Origin of the sequence: Reichenbachiella versicolor (assembly GCF_003171675.1) — a bacterium.
In the GTDB taxonomy this organism is placed as follows: Bacteria; Bacteroidota; Bacteroidia; order Cytophagales; family Cyclobacteriaceae; genus Reichenbachiella; species Reichenbachiella versicolor.
Map to the genome: position 1 here is coordinate 56,883 of NZ_QFZQ01000002.1, position 18,544 is coordinate 75,426.

Here is an 18,544-nt window from a genome sequence, read left to right on the forward strand (position 1 = left end):
GTAAAAAATTAGCTTTCATAACCTTGATTAATAAGGGTTTAACTTTCTGCTATTTCCCCATTTTTGTCTAATCGTTTTGCGGTTATTCTGACCTACCTTGGGATTTTGCTTTTTCCAAATTGGCTGACCGCGTACTTCTTTGTACTTACCTGATTTTGGATCTACAATTACATGCTTTAATTGTACTTTATCACTCTTCATAGGTGATCTTGGAATTTCAGGAAAGGTTACACTTATCCCAACACCCAGATTGAAAGCATTATACTTATTCTTTATACTACCACCTCCTTCAGGTAAAGCAGTATTCATCGTTCTAAAATCAAAAGAAGGTTTAACAAATACTCTAAAATATTCTGACAAATTCTTCTCTATAGAGATACCAAAATTGTAATAAACCCCATTCGTAACAGCACCACTAAACTGTTTTCCTAGTTTATTTTTACCAATTTCTATTTCTGCAGCAAAAGAATAATCCCACCAATCATAGAACTTATAGCCTACCAATCCATAATACTTGAAGAAAAATGTAGTCCGCTGAACTGGGTGAATTGATCGTATCCCATGACCATCTACTGTAGGTTTGAAAGAACTGATTTTGTGGTAGGCCATACTGATACCTCCACCAACTCTAATACCTTTATAATTATATCGAATATTTATATTTAACGGAATATCCCTACCTCTTCCTTCAAAACCCAAACCAATAGAATCAGCATCAAATTGAGTTAACCCACGATTTAACTCTGAATTGTAAACTGGATTATCAATGCTTGGAAATGGTACATCTGTCGGATTAGGAATTTCTATCGGTATACCTATTGAAGGATGATTAAACCAATTGTCATAAGCAACATAATCATCTTCCAAAGGCACGCCTTCATTTAAAACGATAAATTGCTGAGCCGGAGACTGAAGATAATAATATCCAGAAAGGTCATGCTTGTAATTTGTCCTGTTGTATCCAGTAGAGATTTGGAAGGAAAACTGATTTAATACTGCCCGAATAGGAGATCGGTAAATATCTTTTTCTGAATATTCATATTCTTGAGCGTACCCCAAAAATGAAACATTAATCAATATTATAGTAAAAACTAACCTCATGGATTTATTGGAGGTCTAGAAAGTTCTACATTAAAAACTAATACTTCGTAAGGGCTTATACGAGTTGCATATTCAGGAATTACTTTCTCTTCCACTAAAACAGCTAAATCAGCTGTTGGGAGTGCAAAAACACTTCCTCCATAAGAATTAGATGATGTGTATATGAAAGTAGCCCTCTCCCCAAATTCCATTTGTCGAATAGAAGCCTCTAAACCAGAAAATAAAACCCCTGTATTGTGTTGATAAATGAACTGATTAACAGTTTGAAAAGCCCCTCCACGCGGGAAATTTTCAAGTTTATACGCAGAAAAACTAAGGCTAACTGAATCTCGATCATTTGCCCTTTCATTTTGTACACCTACAGTTGTTCTTTTATAATATATACCTGTTTTAAACTCATTGAAAGGGTCTACTGGAAAAGCAACAGTATTGTTTAAATCATTGTCAGTAATCATAGTTTCTATCTGAGATTTTTGAAGAGCCAAAATTTCGGTTTCCGTTTGTTTAGAAACTACTTTTATTGAAAGTGTGATTATACTTGAATCAGATACAGACAAATTTGATTCTCCGAAAAAAGCTTGTGCTGCTGGTATGTAGAATATGGTACTATCTCCCACACGCATCAATGAAAGAGCCACATCTATACCTAATGGAAAAACGGCTCTTGAATTGAATAAGACTTTAATAGGATCTCCATTGGACGGTGAGTGAGAATCGAATGTCCTCCCTTCTAATACACTTGCTTGGTAATAAATCTCTAGTACATCTCCTGCACTATAAGATTCTCCACCTGACGTAACCAGATTTTGATAAAAAATACCTGACCTATCTTGTGTAGTAAGATCTAAAAGGTTGTTCCTTTCCAAATACGAAATGATAGAATCTCTATTTGCTATGTCTAACTGTGAAGTAGAAAGATCATCTTCACTACAACTACTCATCAAAAGGGATATAGCGACTCCCATACATAACACACAGACACCAATAAATTTATTCAACACTATTATCTAAGTTACAATCGAGTCAATAACGTATAAATAACTAAATAATTACATCAAGGTATTTATCCTATTTAACTTCAAATGTATTAAGGAAATAATGAAAGAGTGGAATTTTATCTAGACCTAATTTTTGTCCAATTGAAGTGATTCTACCGAAGTCTGTGGAATTCACCTTTCTAGGTCCAAATACGTCATCATCCGATTCTAAAAAGAATGACGCTAAAAAGCGCGTAAAGATATATGGCGCCTTTAACATTTCTAATCGATATTGAGAAACATCTACTGTAGCATTTGGATCATAGTCTTTCTCAAGTTTCTTGATGTCAAAGGTTTTCTCCATCGTCATTCTTATAAAATCTAAAAACTCCTTCTCCCAAAAATCATATTTCTGAATTAAAAATTTCATACCAAATACTACGGGGTCCTTTTTTAGAAAATACCCTCCCTTAGATAGCTTACGGGCCTTTTTGTTTAGCGCCATTTCTTCAAACAAACTCACACTTCCGTTCGCAAGAGCTACTCCAACGGTCGGCACCATCATCATTAACGCAAAAAAATCTTCATCTGATAATTCAAGATATGGAGCTTCTTGTTTCAAAAACTTCTTTTTAAGACTTTTAGTACTAGTCATCAAGTCTTCATTGCCTATTAAGGTCTCGATTTCGTATTCTGTGAACATGCCTTTGAATTTAGATGAATCATTTAATTAGTGGTTATCGGGAATTTAGTTAAATACTTAGCTAAATGAAACCTTTAAATGATCAAGAGCCTGAAGATAGTTCAGTGATGAGTGCATCATACTGAACATTTAACGAAGAATCAGAATACAATTGATGACGGATCTTATTAAATTGACTTAAGCCAACAGCATTTTTTATAATCTTAACATATTCTTTTTTATAGATTGATTTCATACTATCTATTTCCAATAGAATATCCTTATATATAGTCTTTTGTTCGTTCGATACTTCTGAACAATCGCCTTTTTTTATTTTGTTATAAACCTCTCCTTTATTCAAAAGTGGCGCATTATATATTGTATTAATTAATTGATACTCAAATATGGTAGACAAACTATCAAGTTGAATAGTTGTCTTGCAATACGCTTCCAATTGCTCTTTTGCTATTTTGGATTCTTGACCGAACAACCTTCCCTTACTTATTAGTAAGGCAAAAAACAGAATAATTATTACTCTCATTTTATATGCTTATTTAGCGAAATAAGAACCTAAGACCTTAAAAAACAAGAAGCCTATCTATAATTGCCTTTTATTTAAGAATTGACGTAATGAAAAAGATATACCATTTAAGTACTTGTAGTACCTGTAAGCGAATCATCAAAGAGCTTGATTTAAATAGTAATGGTTTCGAGATGCAGGATATTAAATCTAATCCTATCACTGAATCTCAATTAGATAAGATGAGAGAAATGTCTGGTTCTTATGAATCATTATTTAGTAGACGATCAATGAAATTTAGACCAATGGGGCTTCATGAAATGGAGTTATCTGAGTCTGATTACAGGAAATATATTTTAGAAGAATATTCTTTCTTGAAGAGACCTGTAATTATTGTTAAAGACGAAATTTTCATAGGAAATTCAAAAAAAGTAATAGCTGAAGTGGCAACTAAACTGGATTAAAATTTCCCCATAACTCTTAAGTTTATAAACCTATTAGAAAGTGAATTTGGTATTGCATAGTTATTGGATTGAAAATCTTGGATCCATGTATATGATATAGCATTGTCAGTGGCTAGAAGGTTCAATACCTCTAGCCCTATGATTATTTTTTTAGGCATCAATTTTTTGACTTTCACTAACTGAAAATGTTTGGTAAAACCAACATCAACTCTAAAATAACTATCTCCAATAAACGATGCTCGTAGCCGATCATTATTTGAAGGTCCAAAAGGTAACCCAGTACCGTAAAGCATATTCAAACTCACACGAATTGAAGGATCATTAGGAATGTGGTCTTGATAGAAAATCCCTAAATTAATTCTTTGATCTGTTGGTCTTCTTACGAAAGATGAGGTGTCATTTACAGCTTCTTTTGCATTAAGATATCCAATACTAAACCATGATTCCGCTCCTTCTACGAATTCACCATTTAATCTTAAATCAACCCCATACACTTCTGCTACCGCCTCATTATCGGCATAGTAGCGAATTTTTACATTATCAATATCATATAGATTAACATCCCATAAATACTTATTATAGCCATCAATTGACATTTTAAAAGGTCTTCCCCACATCTTAAAATATCTATCCCAGCCCAAGTTGAAATGAACGGATTTTTGAGCTTTCACAATAGGGTTTATATTACCCGATCGATCTCTCAATTCTCTATAAAATGGGTGCTGTGAATAAATACCAAAAGACATCCGTATAGCATTCGTTGTCAAACCTCTAAATACATGAACATATTGCATTCTAGGACTAGTGAGTAATTGTTGACTATAAGTCCAATAGTTAAACCTAAGTCCTATATTTATTATATCGGTTGAATCTTGATTTATCAAAGTATATTGACCAAAGGCAGCAATCTTGTGAGAGTTGATATCAAAACTATTATCAACAGATCTTTCTATTTGAACAAAATCAGCTGAATCTGTAAAAGTGTATTCTTGAAGCTGGTCATTCAATATTTCATAATCCCAATTTAAACCAAACTCCAGCAAATCATTATTGATATAGACCTCATTGCGTTGTTCTACATTTAATATCTGCGCAGTTAACTTATTTCTACCATGACGGTAAGAAGTTCCTAAACCTCTTTCTGCTATACAATCATTAAACTGATCTGTTCCTGGGGTAGCAGCTATTTCGCATAATCGATATCCAGCTTCTAAATCAAAATTTTCACGTTCACTTGATTGAATTCCTGACAAGGTCAAATTAGCAATAAAATTATCATTCAATGAATGTTTAACCTGTCCTGCTAATTGATAAGTTTGATAGTTTAATTTTTCCCTACCGTCAAAACCAATCCTTAATCTAAGAGTCTCTTGTGATGTTCCAAAAGTACTTTCCTGTATCGTAGGGATGGTTTCATAGTTATTGAATGCTGCAGCACCTAATAAGCTGATTTTAGTTTTACTTGATAATCTATGAACGAAATACGATTGAAAATCAGTAAATCGTGGAAAATATTCACCTTCTACCTCCAGAGTCCCTAAAAGATACCTAGAATTTTTGTGTCGTATTCCAGTAGCATATGAAGTTGATTGATTTTTGGAACGACCTCCTACATAAATACTCCCTCCTAACATACTGGCATTAATAGAACCTTCAAAATCCGTTGGTTCCCTATATGTTACATTCAGCATAGAAGACAGCTTATCTCCATACCTTGCTCTCCAACCTCCTGGAGAAAATTCAATACCTCTAACCAAATCTGGATTAATAAAGGAAAGTCCCTCTTGTCTACCTGCACTTACAATTTGAGGTCGATAGATTTTTATTCCATTTACATACACCAAATTTTCATCATAATTTCCTCCCCTTACTGAATAGGTACTTGATAATTCATTATTACTATAAACACCAGGAAGAGTGGCAAGAACATTATTAAAATCTCCAGTTGCAGTAGGAAGGTTTAAAACATTCTTTGCCTCTAACTTGGTAATATGCTGATCACTAAGAATATCAATTGACTTTTCTTGAACTTTAACATCATCCAGAATACTGGTCTTCTCTAATAAAACTACTTGTAAATCCTTGACGGTTGGCACACTTACTTCTCGATAAGTATCCTGAAATCTAACATGCGAAAAATTCAAATTATAGATCCCACTATCTAACAAAAAAATGAAGTGCCCATCGTTATCAGTCAAAGTACTTTTCTGAATCTGTGAGAGTTTAATAAGCACATTCTGAATCGGAGTTCCATCTTGTTCTAACACTACACCACTTAGCTTTTTTATGCTCTGTGCTGGCAAAGAAGAAACTGAACTAAAAACTAAGGTTAGTAGTAAGAATATGGTCTTTCTCATCAACTGGAAAATATACTTAGCAATTTATGTCAATCCACATATTAATACCTAAGCAGTTTTACATTTTTGACTATTCCTGCTTGATTGACTTGAAGTATATAAACTCCTTTCTCCTGTCCATTTACATTAATACTATAGACGTTTTCTTTCTTGTGGTTTTCTATTCTTATCCTATTAATCTCTTTACCTCTAGGATCAAATAGAACAAACTCTATTCTTTCCTGAGCATACTCCTTCTCTACCTTCACATTGATATTATTAGAATTAAAAGGATTGGGAAAAACAATCACCTCGTTGGTCATAACATCAAACATGGAAATTTCCTTATCTCCTACTCTTTCATAATGGGGAATTCCATATCCCGTTTTATTGTTCGGTTTTTCAAAGTCAGAACCAGAAGCTACAATAAGGTTACGAAGTTCAATATTGCTTAACTGAGGATATTTTTGCCATAAACTAGCTGCAAAGCCTGTAATCAATGGCGTTGAATAACTCGTTCCTGAACGCTTATCTACTCGGTTATTATCTAGATACAAAGTAACATTTCTACCCAAAGCCACTACATCAGGCTTAATTCTTTTGTCAATAGTAGGCCCGACTGAACTAAAAGAAGCGTATTTTAAGTCCTCATTTACAGCCCCTACTACCAATACATCAGCAACATCAGATGGAAAAATGACATAAGGCCACTGCTTATTTCTTCCTTCATTACCGGCACTATTAATGACTAATATCCCTCTATCGATAGCAAACTGTGCTGCTTTTGAAATAATAGTTGAATTACCATCCGTATCATCGTAATCGTAATCCATTGATTTATCATCAAATGTATTATAGCCTAGAGACGAACTAATAATATCTGCTCCTACACTATCTGCACGCTCTGCTGCTAACAACCAATTAATTTCCTCAATACGATATTCAGATTCTGAATCTTCGGTCACATATAATGCAAAAGAAGCATCAGAAGCACTACCTGTTAAATGCTTATGTTTTGCTGCTATGCAACTCAATACATTCGTGCCATGATCATCGTATGCGAAAGGATCTAATTCATTACGAACAAAATCTTTGGAATCGATTACTCGATTGTTTTCAAATAAGTGCTCAAACATCACACTTTTATTCACTTGATTAAATCCTGCATCTAAAATTGCAATTAAAACTCCGAGTCCGGTATAACCATCTTCTATAATTTCATCCAGACCTAAACTCTCCAACTGAAAGGCCCCATCCTTTGAAGCGATAAGTGGTTGCTTAGAACTAAATGAAAATTCATAGTCACTAGGCCTTTCAGAAAGTCTATGACCACGAGCTATTAATTCAAAAGATTTTACAAATTCGAGATCTATTTTTTCAACATCAGAATTATCAGCTTCAACGATAGCGGCATTCAGCCATCTACTAGTATATGTAGATTTAATTCCAATTTCTGCCAATGCAGAAACGTAGCTCTCATTTACTGGAAGGTCATACTCATCAATAATTACACCTTGATCCAAACGTCTTTCAATAGACCGCTGAGATAAATAATGTTCAGGTTCGCTAACATTGAATTTTGAATCGGCTTTATCTTGAAAATAAATAATATATCTATTGACTTCAGCAGAAACTGAATTGGCTAGCACCAGAAAAATGATTAATATGACACTATTCTTTACCATATTCAATCAATGTTTGTACCAGTCCCCTGCCATCTATAATCTTCTTATTTTCTGAACTTTGATCAAAAGTCCATGTACTCTCAATTTTAATTAACAACCCTACATCCGGCGCATAAACCTCTTCTCTATAATCTTTACCTAAGAAATCCTCTTCTTGATTTTTTTGAATTACCGTTCTTAAATCCTTATAAATAGACGTTTCAAAAAGTAATGTATCACTTAAACGGTTTGAATATTTATAATCTAGTTGGTTATTTCCATTCAAACCATTTGCATCCCAACTTAAATTGTTCTCGATTGGAAAAACTAATTTTATCAACGGAATACCATTTTCTACTTGAACCACTCTTGATCGGGTAACAGTAGAAGACCATATTGAATCCAACTTCCACCTCTCATTATTATTTACTCTTGAATACCTTTCAAGAGTGTATTTAATTTCATCAGTAGCATTTCCAAAAGAATCTAAAACTCTTTGTGAATCAGCTACTACTTCCATCAAAAAGTATGCTTTGATATCAGGACCTGATAATTGATATGTAGTGTCTTGCATATCGTAAATACGATATGCCCCCAACTCCATTGGATAATAATTTTGCCCTATTCGAGTCACATCATCATCTAAACTTGAATTGCATGCTATTAGTGCAAAAACCGATATGAAATACCAATATCTAAACAGCTTTAAGCTTGTTTTGATTGAAACTTGATTTAATCCATCCTCCTCCAACAACATCATTCCCTTCATAAAATACTGCCGCTTGTCCAGGAGCAATAGCTGAGACCCCATTTCCAAAAAACACTTTCATAGTACCTCCTACATGCTCAATTACTGCGGGATTACCAGGGTCATTATATCTAACCTTAGTGATTGTATCCATACGTTCACTCAAAGATTCATATTTATTCATGATCAATTGATCTACGTACATTCCATCTCTTGACAGTTCGTCAAAAGTCCCTAATACAACCTGATTTTTATCCTTTATAATCTCCACTACATATGCCGGAAAACCTAAAGCTATTCCTAAGCCCTTTCTTTGTCCAACCGTATAAAAAGGATACCCTTCATGAGTTCCTACCACAGTTCCATCCTCTAATACAAACTCTCCTCCTGCTACTTTTTCTTGTAAACCATCTACCCTTCTTTTCAAGAAACCTCTATAGTCATTATCAGGAACAAAACATATTTCATAAGATTCAGATTTATTTACCAATTCTTCGAAACCTCTTTCTAATGCCATCTCTCTGATTCGATCTTTGGTCAATTCACCCAAAGGAAGTATAGTACGGCTCAAACTCTGCTGAGACACACCCCATAATGCATAGGACTGATCCTTATTTAGATCAACTCCTTTCGACAATACATATCTGCCATTTTCTTCTCTCACCTGAGCATAATGACCAGTAGCAATATAATCACAACCAAGCTTATCAGCTCGTCTCAATAGTGCATCCCATTTGATATGAGTATTGCATAACACACATGGGTTCGGAGTACGACCATCTAAATACTCATTTGTAAAATGATCAATAACATAATCACCAAACTCTTCTCTGATATCCAATATGTAATGAGGGAAACCAAGATTAACTGCAATGTTTCTTGCATCGTTAATAGAATCTAAGCTGCAGCAGCCCGTTTCTTTCTTTCCACCTCCTGAAGATGCATAGTCCCATGTTTTCATGGTCATGCCTATCACCTCATACCCTTGTTCATGAAGCATTACTGCTGCTACAGAACTATCAATGCCACCACTCATGGCTACTAATACTCTACCTTTCGTACTCATTAATATGCATTATTGCCTGGTTCACAGCCAGGTGTTAACATCTATTGAAAACACAAAAATAGGCGAAAGGATTGTAACTATTAGACATACTAAGCTAATTCACGTTAGTTTATATTCTTATTTTGACATATATCTCTGAAATGCATCATCAAATGACTGTTCATGACTTGCCATTCTTTCTATTATCCATGTAGCAGCAGATAGTAAGTCCAAGGCTTCGGAGTCATCAGCAACATTCAAATCAAATGGCATCTGCCCTTCTATTAACAAAGTTTCCTCTGCTTGTGAAATTTCATCAACAGTGTATTTTTCTACTAGATTTTGTAAAATTGATATATCCATATGCTTTTTAGTTGAATAAAAATACAAGATTCTTATACTTCAAATTAGGCTCGTTTATCTTTGAATCCAATATTAAATAACAAATACGACACCCCTTATGAATCTAAAAACTTTTGTCAAAGTCGGTAACATTTCTAATCTGAGTGACGCTAGATATTGCGCTGGTTTTGGTGTAAATCTATTAGGATTTAACATAGATAATTCTCAATCAGATGCAATAAGCTTGGAAAAAGCGAATGAGATAATAGGCTGGGTGGCTGTAGAAGATATTATTTTAGAAGCTGGAGAATTGTCTTCGAAACAAATCTCGGAAATAAAAGAACAAAGCGGTATTAATTATTTTCAGGTTGACAACTTGTCTGTAGCGAATGAATTATCAGCCTTAGGCTATTCCATTGTTCTCAGAATAATGATACATTCGGAAGAACAAATAACTAGACTCAACAGTACTCTTTTTGGTCTTTCTGAAAATGTTAAATTTCTGCTGATAGAATCACATGACGAGCTTTTCACTGAAATACTTGAATCAAAAATAACCGAATTAGAAATTGACGTTCCAATTTTAAAAGGGTTCAATCTAGATGAAAAAAAATTAGATTCAGTTATTGATTCCAATAGTGCTTTCTCTGGGATAGCATTAAATGGATCAGAAGAGCACAAACCTGGTTTTAAAGATTATGATGAATTAGCTGATATTCTTGAATACCTTGAAGAAGAAAACTGATGTCAATTATCAGCTCAATTATTGGTATAGAATACATTAAAGAAATAGATGATCATTTATTACAAGAAATCCTTAATGCTCCTGAATCGATTTCTGAATTAATTGATACTTTTCTATCAAGCGATAATAGAGTCTCTCAGAGATGTGCTCATTTGTTAAGTAAAGTATGTGATTTTTCACCTGATTATATTTCTTCTTACGTCCCAAGATTAATAAACGTTCTTGAACAACACCCATCTACGGGAGTAAAAAGAAACATTCTAAGAATCATTCAGTTTCAACAAGTTCCTCAACGCTATCAAGGTGATTTAGTAAATCATTGTTTCCATTATCTATCATCTCAAGAACCGATTGCAATCAAAGTATTCTCAATGACTATAATAGCAAATCACTGCAAAGAACATCCAGAATTGGCGGTTGAACTTCGAATGGTCATTAATGATTTGATGGAAAAAAATTCGAGTGCTGGAATTCAATCACGAGGTAGAAAAACACTCAAACAAATTGATCAGATGAATGCATCTATCTAAGTAGTATCATTCATTCGAAGAATAATGACTACTTTTAACTAACACCTTTGAATTATTCCATTTTGAATGTCTCAAATTAATCAAGGAAAACATAATGTATCTAGTGAGCTTGAAAGACTCAAAGTCAAATACAAAGAGCTCGAAAAAAAATACGATTTATTACTAGAAACCTCGGGAAGCTGCTTCTTTATTTTCGAGGGTGATGAAGTAGTTGAGTTCAGTCCAGCAGCTGAGGAAATATTTGTTTACGCTAGTGACTTTACTGAGAAAACTGTAAACGAACTAATGCCTATCTTCCAACCGAATGGTGAAAAAAGCGCTAATATTTGGAATAAGCACCTTAACTCTAATAATCCATCTTCTCCAATAACTATCTGTTTAGTTGATAAAGAAGGAGAAAGCATTCAGTGTACTGTTTGCATCAAAAAATTCAAGGAAAATCAATTTATAGCTAGCATTGATAGAGAGTTAGAAAGCCCAAAAAAAGATTTCAATCCCATTGATCAGGCACCGGTATATCTGAGAAATATTGATGAATTTGGAAAGATAACTTTCATGAATAATCTCTGGGAGAAATTACTTGGTGGGAGTCTAGATTCTTTGAAATCAATTTGGTCCTCTAAAATCCTTGATGAAGACCGTGAACGCTATCTAAGTGGTTTAAATTTCGCTTTTCAAAGCAAAAAGAAATATGAATATTCATTTAGGATACAGACCCCTAAAGGATATAGATGGTTATTAGATGCAGGAAGACCATTGTTTGCTGGTAAAAAATTCATTGGATTTAGCTGTGCTGCTCTTGATGTTACAGATAGAAAAAACCTCGAACTAGAAACTACCAGAGATGAAGCTATCACAGCATCTGAAATAAAAATTCAGGAATCTCTAAATGCTTCTGAAGTCATAGCTTTAACTACTGATACAGAAGGTAATATTCGATTTGTAAACAAACGACTTCTGTCGATTTTAAGCATTAAACAAGCGGAAATTGCTGGAGACAACCTATTTGATCTATTTGTTCCAGAGTCTCCAAATATTACGCCTAGTAAATACAGTGAATTTGCGATTCAGGGTAAATTCGACGGTGCTATCACAGGAAAATTCTTCACAAAAGAAAAACAAGATATAAATGTAAGACTCAACGTTGTATTGCTAAAAGATGCATACAATGAAGTATCAGGAGTTAATCTTATCGGAGAGAATATAACAGATCAGCAGAAAGTAAAGCGACAATTAGAAAGAACAAATGATCAACTCAAGGAGCTTTTCGATAATTCATATGATCTTATTACCATTTTTGATCAAGATGGAAACTTTCAATTTGTAAATACTGCATGGATTGAAAAGTTAGGGTATTCAGGTAAGATTCTTGAAATGAAGTTCAAAGATGTTGTATTATCAACTCAATGGGCTAGCACAGTCAAGAACCTAGAAAAGGTAATTAAAGGAGAAAGAATAGAAAGGTTTGAGACCGTTTTAATATCAGATAATGATAAAAAACTATCTGTATCAGGAAGAGTGAATTGTTCGTTTGACATGAACGGAAAGGCTGAATACAGAGCTATTTTTTATGATATTACAGAACGTATTAGAGCAGAAAAAGCTCAGTACCTATATAACAGCATTGCAAATTTTGACTTTGAAGATTTAAAACTAAAACCTCTTTTTAGCTACTTATATGAACAACTAGATAATATTTTACCAATTAAAAACCTATTTATTGAAGTCGATGCATTTAGTTCCAGTATACGACTTCGAGAAGAGTTTTCTACTACTTCAAACACCATAGATCAAAAAAACCAAGATGCATTCAATAGACAGGTATCTAGATATACGAAAGAAGACAGTGTAGCTAAAATCCTATATGACGACGAAATAAAATCCGTATTCAACACAAAATACACACCTCCCATGGTTTATATGGGGGTTCCTATTATTATATCTGACCGTTCAGTCGGTAGTATTTCAATATATTCATTTGACAAGAGGTCAGACTATGGACATAAAGACCTAGAGTTACTCTACTTTATATCTAATCAAATATCACTGGTCATTGAACGCTTGGTCAATGTTGAAAAAATAACTGATCAGGATGCGAGATTGAAAGCTATTTTTCAAAGCAGTAGCCACCAAATATGGTCAATTGATCAAGATCATATCCTGACGTCATTTAATCACGAATATGCCCAAAGTATAGAAAATAAAACATCTAACTCCTACAATCTCCAACTAGGTTCAGAGGAACTTAACGCCAAAGAAACAACTTGGGCAAAAAAATATGAACGGGCATTTCTAGGAGATTCTATAAACTTTCAACATCAGGACACCACATCAGATGGAGAAAAAGTATGGTCTGAAGTTTTTATTAACCCCATCCAAAAAGGAGATGGAACAATTAATGAAGTTTCGGTTATAGCAAATGACATTACTGAAAAGAAAATATCTGAACTAGCTCTAGCGGAAAGTGAATATAAGTTTAGAGAGATATTTGAATCCATTCAAGATATCTACTTTAGATGCGATCTCGATGGCTACATAAACATGATAAGCCCTTCTGTTTCAGAACTAGGCCTTGAAGTTTCTGAAATACTAAAGCATAGAATTACTGATTATTTCGTTTCGGAAAGGTCTACTTTAGATGTACTCAAGGAACTTCTTGCCAATCAATCCATACAAAACTTAGAAGCCACGCTTAACAGTCATGAAAACCCGATAGACTTCTTATGTAATGTCAGATTACTCTATAGAAATAATATTGTTATTGGCATAGAGGGAGTAGCTCGTGACATTTCACAAATTAAAGAAACCAATAGGGCTTTATTACTAGCCAAGGAACAGGCAGAAAGATCATTAGAAATTAAAGAACGATTCTTGGCCAATATGAGTCATGAAATTCGTACGCCGATGAATGGTATAATCGGAATGATTGACCTATTAGGAAGTACCAATCTCGATACTGAGCAATTTGAATATGTTAAGACAATTAAAAAGTCTTCCGAGACATTGCTAGTTATTCTTAACGACATACTTGACCTATCTAAAATTGAGGCTGGTAAAATGGAACTCAAGTTCGAGCCTGTGAGATTGGTAAGTACTTTTGAGAAACTCTACGACCTGTTTTCACAGCAAGCTCTTAATAATAATACTGCTCTTTATTACCATGTAGGAAAAAACATCCCAGACTTAGTATTGGCTGATGAAACCCGCCTATTACAAGTATTATCTAACCTTACAAGTAATGCAATCAAGTTCTCTGATGGAAAGGGTACCATTAATATTAGCGTCATGCTAATGGAGTCGCAGGGATCCAATTACCAATTCAAAGTTCAAGTGAAAGATGAAGGCATTGGAATACCTAAAGATCAAATTGATCGATTATTTATCAACTTTAATCAATTAGATAATTCTCGTACAAAATCATATGGTGGAACAGGATTAGGTTTAGCAATCTCGAAAGAAATAGTGCAATCTATGCGTGGTCATATCGGAGTAGTTTCAACACCTGGTTTAGGTAGCACATTCTGGTTTACTTTCATGGCCTCACAAGTGATAGACATTGATGCTCAAAAACCAAAAAAGGAAGATCTTTCGAAAATAAAGAAAGAATTTACAATTGGATCTCCCAACATTTTAGTGGTAGATGACAACAAGGTGAATAGAACAGTATCTTCACAGATACTTATGAAATCTGGATGTAATGTGGATTTAGCAGAAAGTGGAAAACAGGCTTTAGAAGCTGTAAAACAAAAAAAATATCACCTTATCTTCATGGACATCCAGATGCCTGAAATGGATGGTATCGAAGCAACTAATAAAATCAAAGCCCTTAACCTAAAAGACTCTCCGCCTATAGTCGCTATGACCGCATATTCTATGGAAGACGATGAGGAACGTTTCTTGAAAGCTGGCTTGGACGACTATGTACCAAAACCAATTAAGGCTCAAACTATAATAAACAAGGTCAAAGACCATATCAACTTCGAGTTGAAAGATATCAAAACTACTCTAGATACAGAAGAAGATCTTCCACTGATAATCAATCAAAACACCCTCAATCAGCTTTCCAAGTTCGGAGGAATTGAATTAATAGAATCAGTACTTTCAGATTTTGAAGAAGAAGCCATAGAACTCTTGAATAATGCCATGAACTTCTACGAAGAAAATAATTTGGAAGGTATCAGACAGGAATTGCATACTCTGAAAGGAAGTTCTGGTACTTTAGGAATTGAAATATTAGAAAACCGTGTAAAAAAACTTGAATTACAACTAAAAACTTCCGACACAACCGATCTGAAACCACAACTTGACTCTATATTTGAGGCTTATTATCAATTTCAGGAAAACTACAAAAACATCATCCAGAACTAGTATTTTGTAGTTATCTTAGGATAGGAAACTAAGAATCTGCCTGTCATTTTTATATCTTATTACCGATTACTAGAATGAAAAAAGTAATAATTGCTGAAGACAGTTCTGTCATCCAGAATCTAACAAAAAAAATACTTCAGGTACAAAGCTTTAATATTAGCTCAGTCAAGAATGGAGAAGATGTATTAAAGTTGCTCAATGGAGACCATTTCGATCTTATTCTTATGGATATAAATATGCCAAAAATGGACGGAATGGAATGTGCAAAGCAAATTAGAGCTTTGGCTGACCCTATCAAATCTAGTATCCCAATTTTAGCCATCACAGGCAATGCTAAGAATTATTCAATTGAGGATTTCAAAGAAGTAGGCATCAATGAATACATACCTAAGCCATTAAATTTTGACTTATTAGTAGAGAAAGTAAAGAAATATACTGAGTCTGAATGATAAAGTACACAAACCATTTTCTCAATAAGCTTGAAGACTTGTTTTCGGAATCAAATTACATTCTGAGATATGAAAAAGGCAATTTCAAATCTGGATACTGTGTGTTAAAAGATTCGAAAGTCGCTATAATCAATAAGTTCTACTCATTGGATGGGAAAATCAACTGCCTTATGGAAATTTTAAAGGAGGTAGATATTGATACATCAAAATTCAGTGATAAGAATCAGCTGTTCTGGAAAGAAATTACTCAATATCAATTAGAGCTTTGAAGGTCACTTTTTTAGGAACAGGGACATCACAAGGAGTACCAGTTATAGGATGCAATTGTGAAGTATGCCAGAGTATTGATTTTCGTGATAAGAGACTTAGGTCTTCCATTTTAATTGAAAAAGATGGCACAAATATCGTCGTAGATACTGGGCCAGATTTTCGCCAGCAAATGCTATCCAACAATGTCCAGCACCTTGATGCTGTTTTATATACTCATGAGCACAAAGATCATGTAGCTGGTATGGATGATATACGCAGTTTTAATTTTAAGCAGAAAAAAGACATGCCGATCTATGCTCAGTCAAGAGTAATAGATCGATTAAAAAAAGAATTCTCTTACGTTTTTGCAGAAAATAAGTACCCTGGTGTACCAGCCGTTGAGGTTCATGAAATTGATACAGACACCTTTACTGCAAACGGGGTTGAGATCAGCCCAATTCAAGTATGGCATTACAAACTACCTATTCTTGGATATAAAATTGACAATTTTGCATATCTCACGGATGTCAAAACAATAGATGATTCCGAAAAAGAAAAACTACAAAACCTAGACATTTTAGTTCTTAATGCTTTGCAGCATAAGGAACATATTTCACACCTTACTCTTCAAGAAGCCATTGATTTGGTGGGAGAATTACAACCTAAAAAAGCTCTATTCACTCATATTAGTCACAAACTAGGTTTACATAGAGAAGTACAGAAAATACTCCCAGACCACATAGATCTGAGTTATGACGGTATGATAGTACATTGCTAATGCAGTTCAATTACTACTTTCTAAAACACCTCACTCCTATACTCTCGCAAGAAATCAAAGGAGGTAAAATTGCTCGTTGTTTTTCACAAAATAAAAATGAGCTAATAATTGAAATTCTTAGACCTACCAAAGAGCTATTCACAATCAAATTGATACTTGATGGTCAAGTATCAATACTAAGTTTTCCAGAAACATATGCTAGGGCAAGAAAAAATTCAGTAGATATTTTCCCCGAAATCTTAGAGTATGAAATTACATCTCTGACACAATTTTCGAACGAACGCTCCTTTGCGTTAAACCTTAAGAATGATTTTTCAATTTTATTTAAGCTTCATGGCAGACTTGCCAATGTGATACTTTTTAATAAAAAAAGTCCTTTTTCTTTATTCAAAAATAGTCTTACAAACGATAGTAATATCGAGCTCGATAATTTGAATAAAAATGTTATTCAGAATTTTGAAGAATTCAAATCTGTCGATGGCAACCTTAAATTAGCCTTTCCCACGTTTGATAATAACATCATTCAGTACCTGAAAAACAGAGGGTATGAAAATGAATCTTTAGAAGAAAAATGGAAGTTAGTGGAGCACACGTTAGTAGAGCTAAACACTCCAAAATTCTATTTAACAAAGAATACGCCGAAGTTATTATTACTAACTCCTAAAGAAGAACACAGTAATTTTAGTAACCCAATAGATGCTTCAAATCAATACGCAAACAAGTTTCTTTCTACCTTCTATCTTGCAAGAGATAAGAATGCTATTTTAAATAAAGTTCGTTCTGACATTAAGAAAGCTAAGGGATACATTAAAAAGAGTCAATCAAAGCTTTTAGAGATAAAGGAAAGAAGAAGCTATGAAGAGATTGCTAATATTCTCATGGCTAATCTTCATATAAAACAAGAAATTGGTTCGAAGACTATTGACCTACTAGATTTCTACAACAATAAGGATATTAGGATTAAACTAAATGGTAAGCTAAGCCTTCAGGCAAACGCCGAATCATACTATCGCAAGGCTAAAAATCAAAAAATTGAAATCGACCAGCTCGTACAAAACATATCCAATAAAGAACAAAAACTATTTGACTTGCTAAAACAAGAAGAAGAAGTAAATAGCATTTCAAACCATAAAGAACTTAGACCCTTTCTTATATCATCTAATAAACCACAGAAAGAAATCATCAACCTTCCATATACTTCACAGATCATAGAAGGATATGAAGTAAGAATTGGAAAAAATGCCAAAGCCAATGATGAACTGACTTTAAAAATGTCTCAAAAAAATGATCTTTGGTTACATGCTCGAGATGTAGCAGGCTCACATGTCGTCATAAAAAGCAAAAACCTAGATTCCTATCCAAACTCCGTCATTGAAAAGGCAGCACAACTAGCCGCATGGCATTCTAAACGTAAACACGATACCTTATGCCCTGTAATCTACACCTTAAAAAAATATGTGACTAAAGCAAAAGGAGCTCCTGCTGGTGCAGTCAGAGTTCACCAGGAAAAAGTGGTGATGGTAGAACCTAAAAGAGAGTTATAAAA

At 34.0% G+C, this 18,544-nt stretch carries 17 protein-coding genes; 8 read left to right on the forward strand and 9 right to left on the reverse strand.

Features of this window, described 5'->3' with window-relative positions; genetic code table 11:
* Positions 1-27: 27 nt before the first annotated feature.
* The 4 genes from DKG80_RS05185 to DKG80_RS05200 form a co-directional block, all read right to left on the reverse strand.
* A complete protein-coding gene (locus tag DKG80_RS05185; RefSeq protein WP_109830259.1) occupies positions 28-1,101 on the reverse strand; it encodes a hypothetical protein in 1,074 nt (357 codons plus the stop codon).
* Positions 1,098-2,042: an FKBP-type peptidyl-prolyl cis-trans isomerase gene (locus DKG80_RS05190; RefSeq protein ID WP_162555698.1), complete on the reverse strand. Its 945-nt coding sequence runs from the start codon at positions 2,040-2,042 to the stop codon at positions 1,098-1,100. The genes DKG80_RS05185 and DKG80_RS05190 overlap by 4 nt, the downstream gene beginning before the upstream one ends.
* A 127-nt stretch (positions 2,043-2,169) precedes the next feature.
* Positions 2,170-2,781 carry a hypothetical protein gene (locus tag DKG80_RS05195; RefSeq protein ID WP_109830261.1) on the reverse strand — a complete coding sequence of 204 codons (612 nt, stop codon included), beginning with the start codon at positions 2,779-2,781 and terminating at the stop codon, positions 2,170-2,172.
* An 82-nt stretch (positions 2,782-2,863) separates the two neighbouring features.
* Positions 2,864-3,301, reverse strand: a complete 438-nt coding sequence (locus DKG80_RS05200; protein WP_109830262.1) for a hypothetical protein — start codon at positions 3,299-3,301, stop codon at positions 2,864-2,866.
* 89 nt (positions 3,302-3,390) lie between these two features.
* Here DKG80_RS05200 and DKG80_RS05205 point away from each other — a divergent pair, with 89 nt between their 5' ends.
* Positions 3,391-3,744: an arsenate reductase family protein gene (locus tag DKG80_RS05205; protein ID WP_109830263.1), complete on the forward strand. Its 354-nt coding sequence runs from the start codon at positions 3,391-3,393 to the stop codon at positions 3,742-3,744.
* On the opposite strand, the gene DKG80_RS05210 is transcribed toward DKG80_RS05205, so the two are convergent.
* The 5 genes from DKG80_RS05210 to DKG80_RS05230 form a co-directional block, all read right to left on the reverse strand.
* Positions 3,741-6,101: a TonB-dependent receptor gene (locus DKG80_RS05210; RefSeq protein ID WP_109830264.1), complete on the reverse strand. Its 2,361-nt coding sequence runs from the start codon at positions 6,099-6,101 to the stop codon at positions 3,741-3,743. The two genes, DKG80_RS05205 and DKG80_RS05210, sit on opposite strands and share 4 nt — an antisense overlap.
* Before the next feature lie 41 nt (positions 6,102-6,142).
* Positions 6,143-7,765, reverse strand: a complete 1,623-nt coding sequence (locus DKG80_RS05215; RefSeq protein ID WP_109830265.1) for a S8 family serine peptidase — start codon at positions 7,763-7,765, stop codon at positions 6,143-6,145.
* Entirely contained in the window at positions 7,752-8,513 is a 762-nt protein-coding gene (locus DKG80_RS05220) for a hypothetical protein (RefSeq protein WP_162555693.1), read from the reverse strand. The genes DKG80_RS05215 and DKG80_RS05220 overlap by 14 nt, the downstream gene beginning before the upstream one ends.
* Entirely contained in the window at positions 8,440-9,558 is a 1,119-nt protein-coding gene (mnmA, locus tag DKG80_RS05225; RefSeq protein ID WP_109830267.1) for a tRNA 2-thiouridine(34) synthase MnmA, read from the reverse strand. The genes DKG80_RS05220 and mnmA overlap by 74 nt, the downstream gene beginning before the upstream one ends.
* 117 nt (positions 9,559-9,675) lie before the next feature.
* Positions 9,676-9,900, reverse strand: a complete 225-nt coding sequence (locus tag DKG80_RS05230) for a DUF6952 family protein (protein ID WP_109830268.1) — start codon at positions 9,898-9,900, stop codon at positions 9,676-9,678.
* Positions 9,901-9,997: 97 nt separating this feature from the next.
* Between DKG80_RS05230 and DKG80_RS05235 the strand changes: the two genes are divergently transcribed.
* The 7 genes from DKG80_RS05235 (at position 9,998) to DKG80_RS05265 (ending at position 18,542) form a co-directional block, all read left to right on the forward strand.
* Complete coding sequence (locus tag DKG80_RS05235) at positions 9,998-10,624, forward strand: beta/alpha barrel domain-containing protein (RefSeq protein WP_109830269.1); 627 nt, start codon at positions 9,998-10,000, stop codon at positions 10,622-10,624.
* Positions 10,624-11,154 (forward strand): hypothetical protein, encoded by a 531-nt coding sequence (locus tag DKG80_RS05240; RefSeq protein WP_109830270.1) that lies wholly within the window; start codon positions 10,624-10,626, stop codon positions 11,152-11,154. The genes DKG80_RS05235 and DKG80_RS05240 overlap by 1 nt, the downstream gene beginning before the upstream one ends.
* 66 nt (positions 11,155-11,220) lie before the next feature.
* Positions 11,221-15,522: a PAS domain S-box protein gene (locus tag DKG80_RS05245; RefSeq protein ID WP_109830271.1), complete on the forward strand. Its 4,302-nt coding sequence runs from the start codon at positions 11,221-11,223 to the stop codon at positions 15,520-15,522.
* 74 nt (positions 15,523-15,596) lie between these two features.
* On the forward strand, positions 15,597-15,971 hold the full coding sequence (locus DKG80_RS05250) for a response regulator (protein WP_109830272.1): 375 nt from the start codon (positions 15,597-15,599) through the stop codon (positions 15,969-15,971).
* Positions 15,968-16,240, forward strand: coding sequence for a hypothetical protein (locus DKG80_RS05255; RefSeq protein WP_109830273.1), 273 nt, complete (start codon positions 15,968-15,970; stop codon positions 16,238-16,240). Before DKG80_RS05250 ends, DKG80_RS05255 begins: the two co-directional genes overlap by 4 nt.
* The gene (locus DKG80_RS05260; RefSeq protein ID WP_109830274.1) at positions 16,237-16,998 is read left to right on the forward strand and encodes an MBL fold metallo-hydrolase; all 762 of its coding nucleotides are present in this window, start codon (positions 16,237-16,239) and stop codon (positions 16,996-16,998) included. The genes DKG80_RS05255 and DKG80_RS05260 overlap by 4 nt, the downstream gene beginning before the upstream one ends.
* On the forward strand, positions 16,998-18,542 hold the full coding sequence (locus tag DKG80_RS05265) for an NFACT RNA binding domain-containing protein (protein ID WP_109830275.1): 1,545 nt from the start codon (positions 16,998-17,000) through the stop codon (positions 18,540-18,542). The genes DKG80_RS05260 and DKG80_RS05265 overlap by 1 nt, the downstream gene beginning before the upstream one ends.
* The last annotated feature ends 2 nt before the right edge of the window (positions 18,543-18,544 follow it).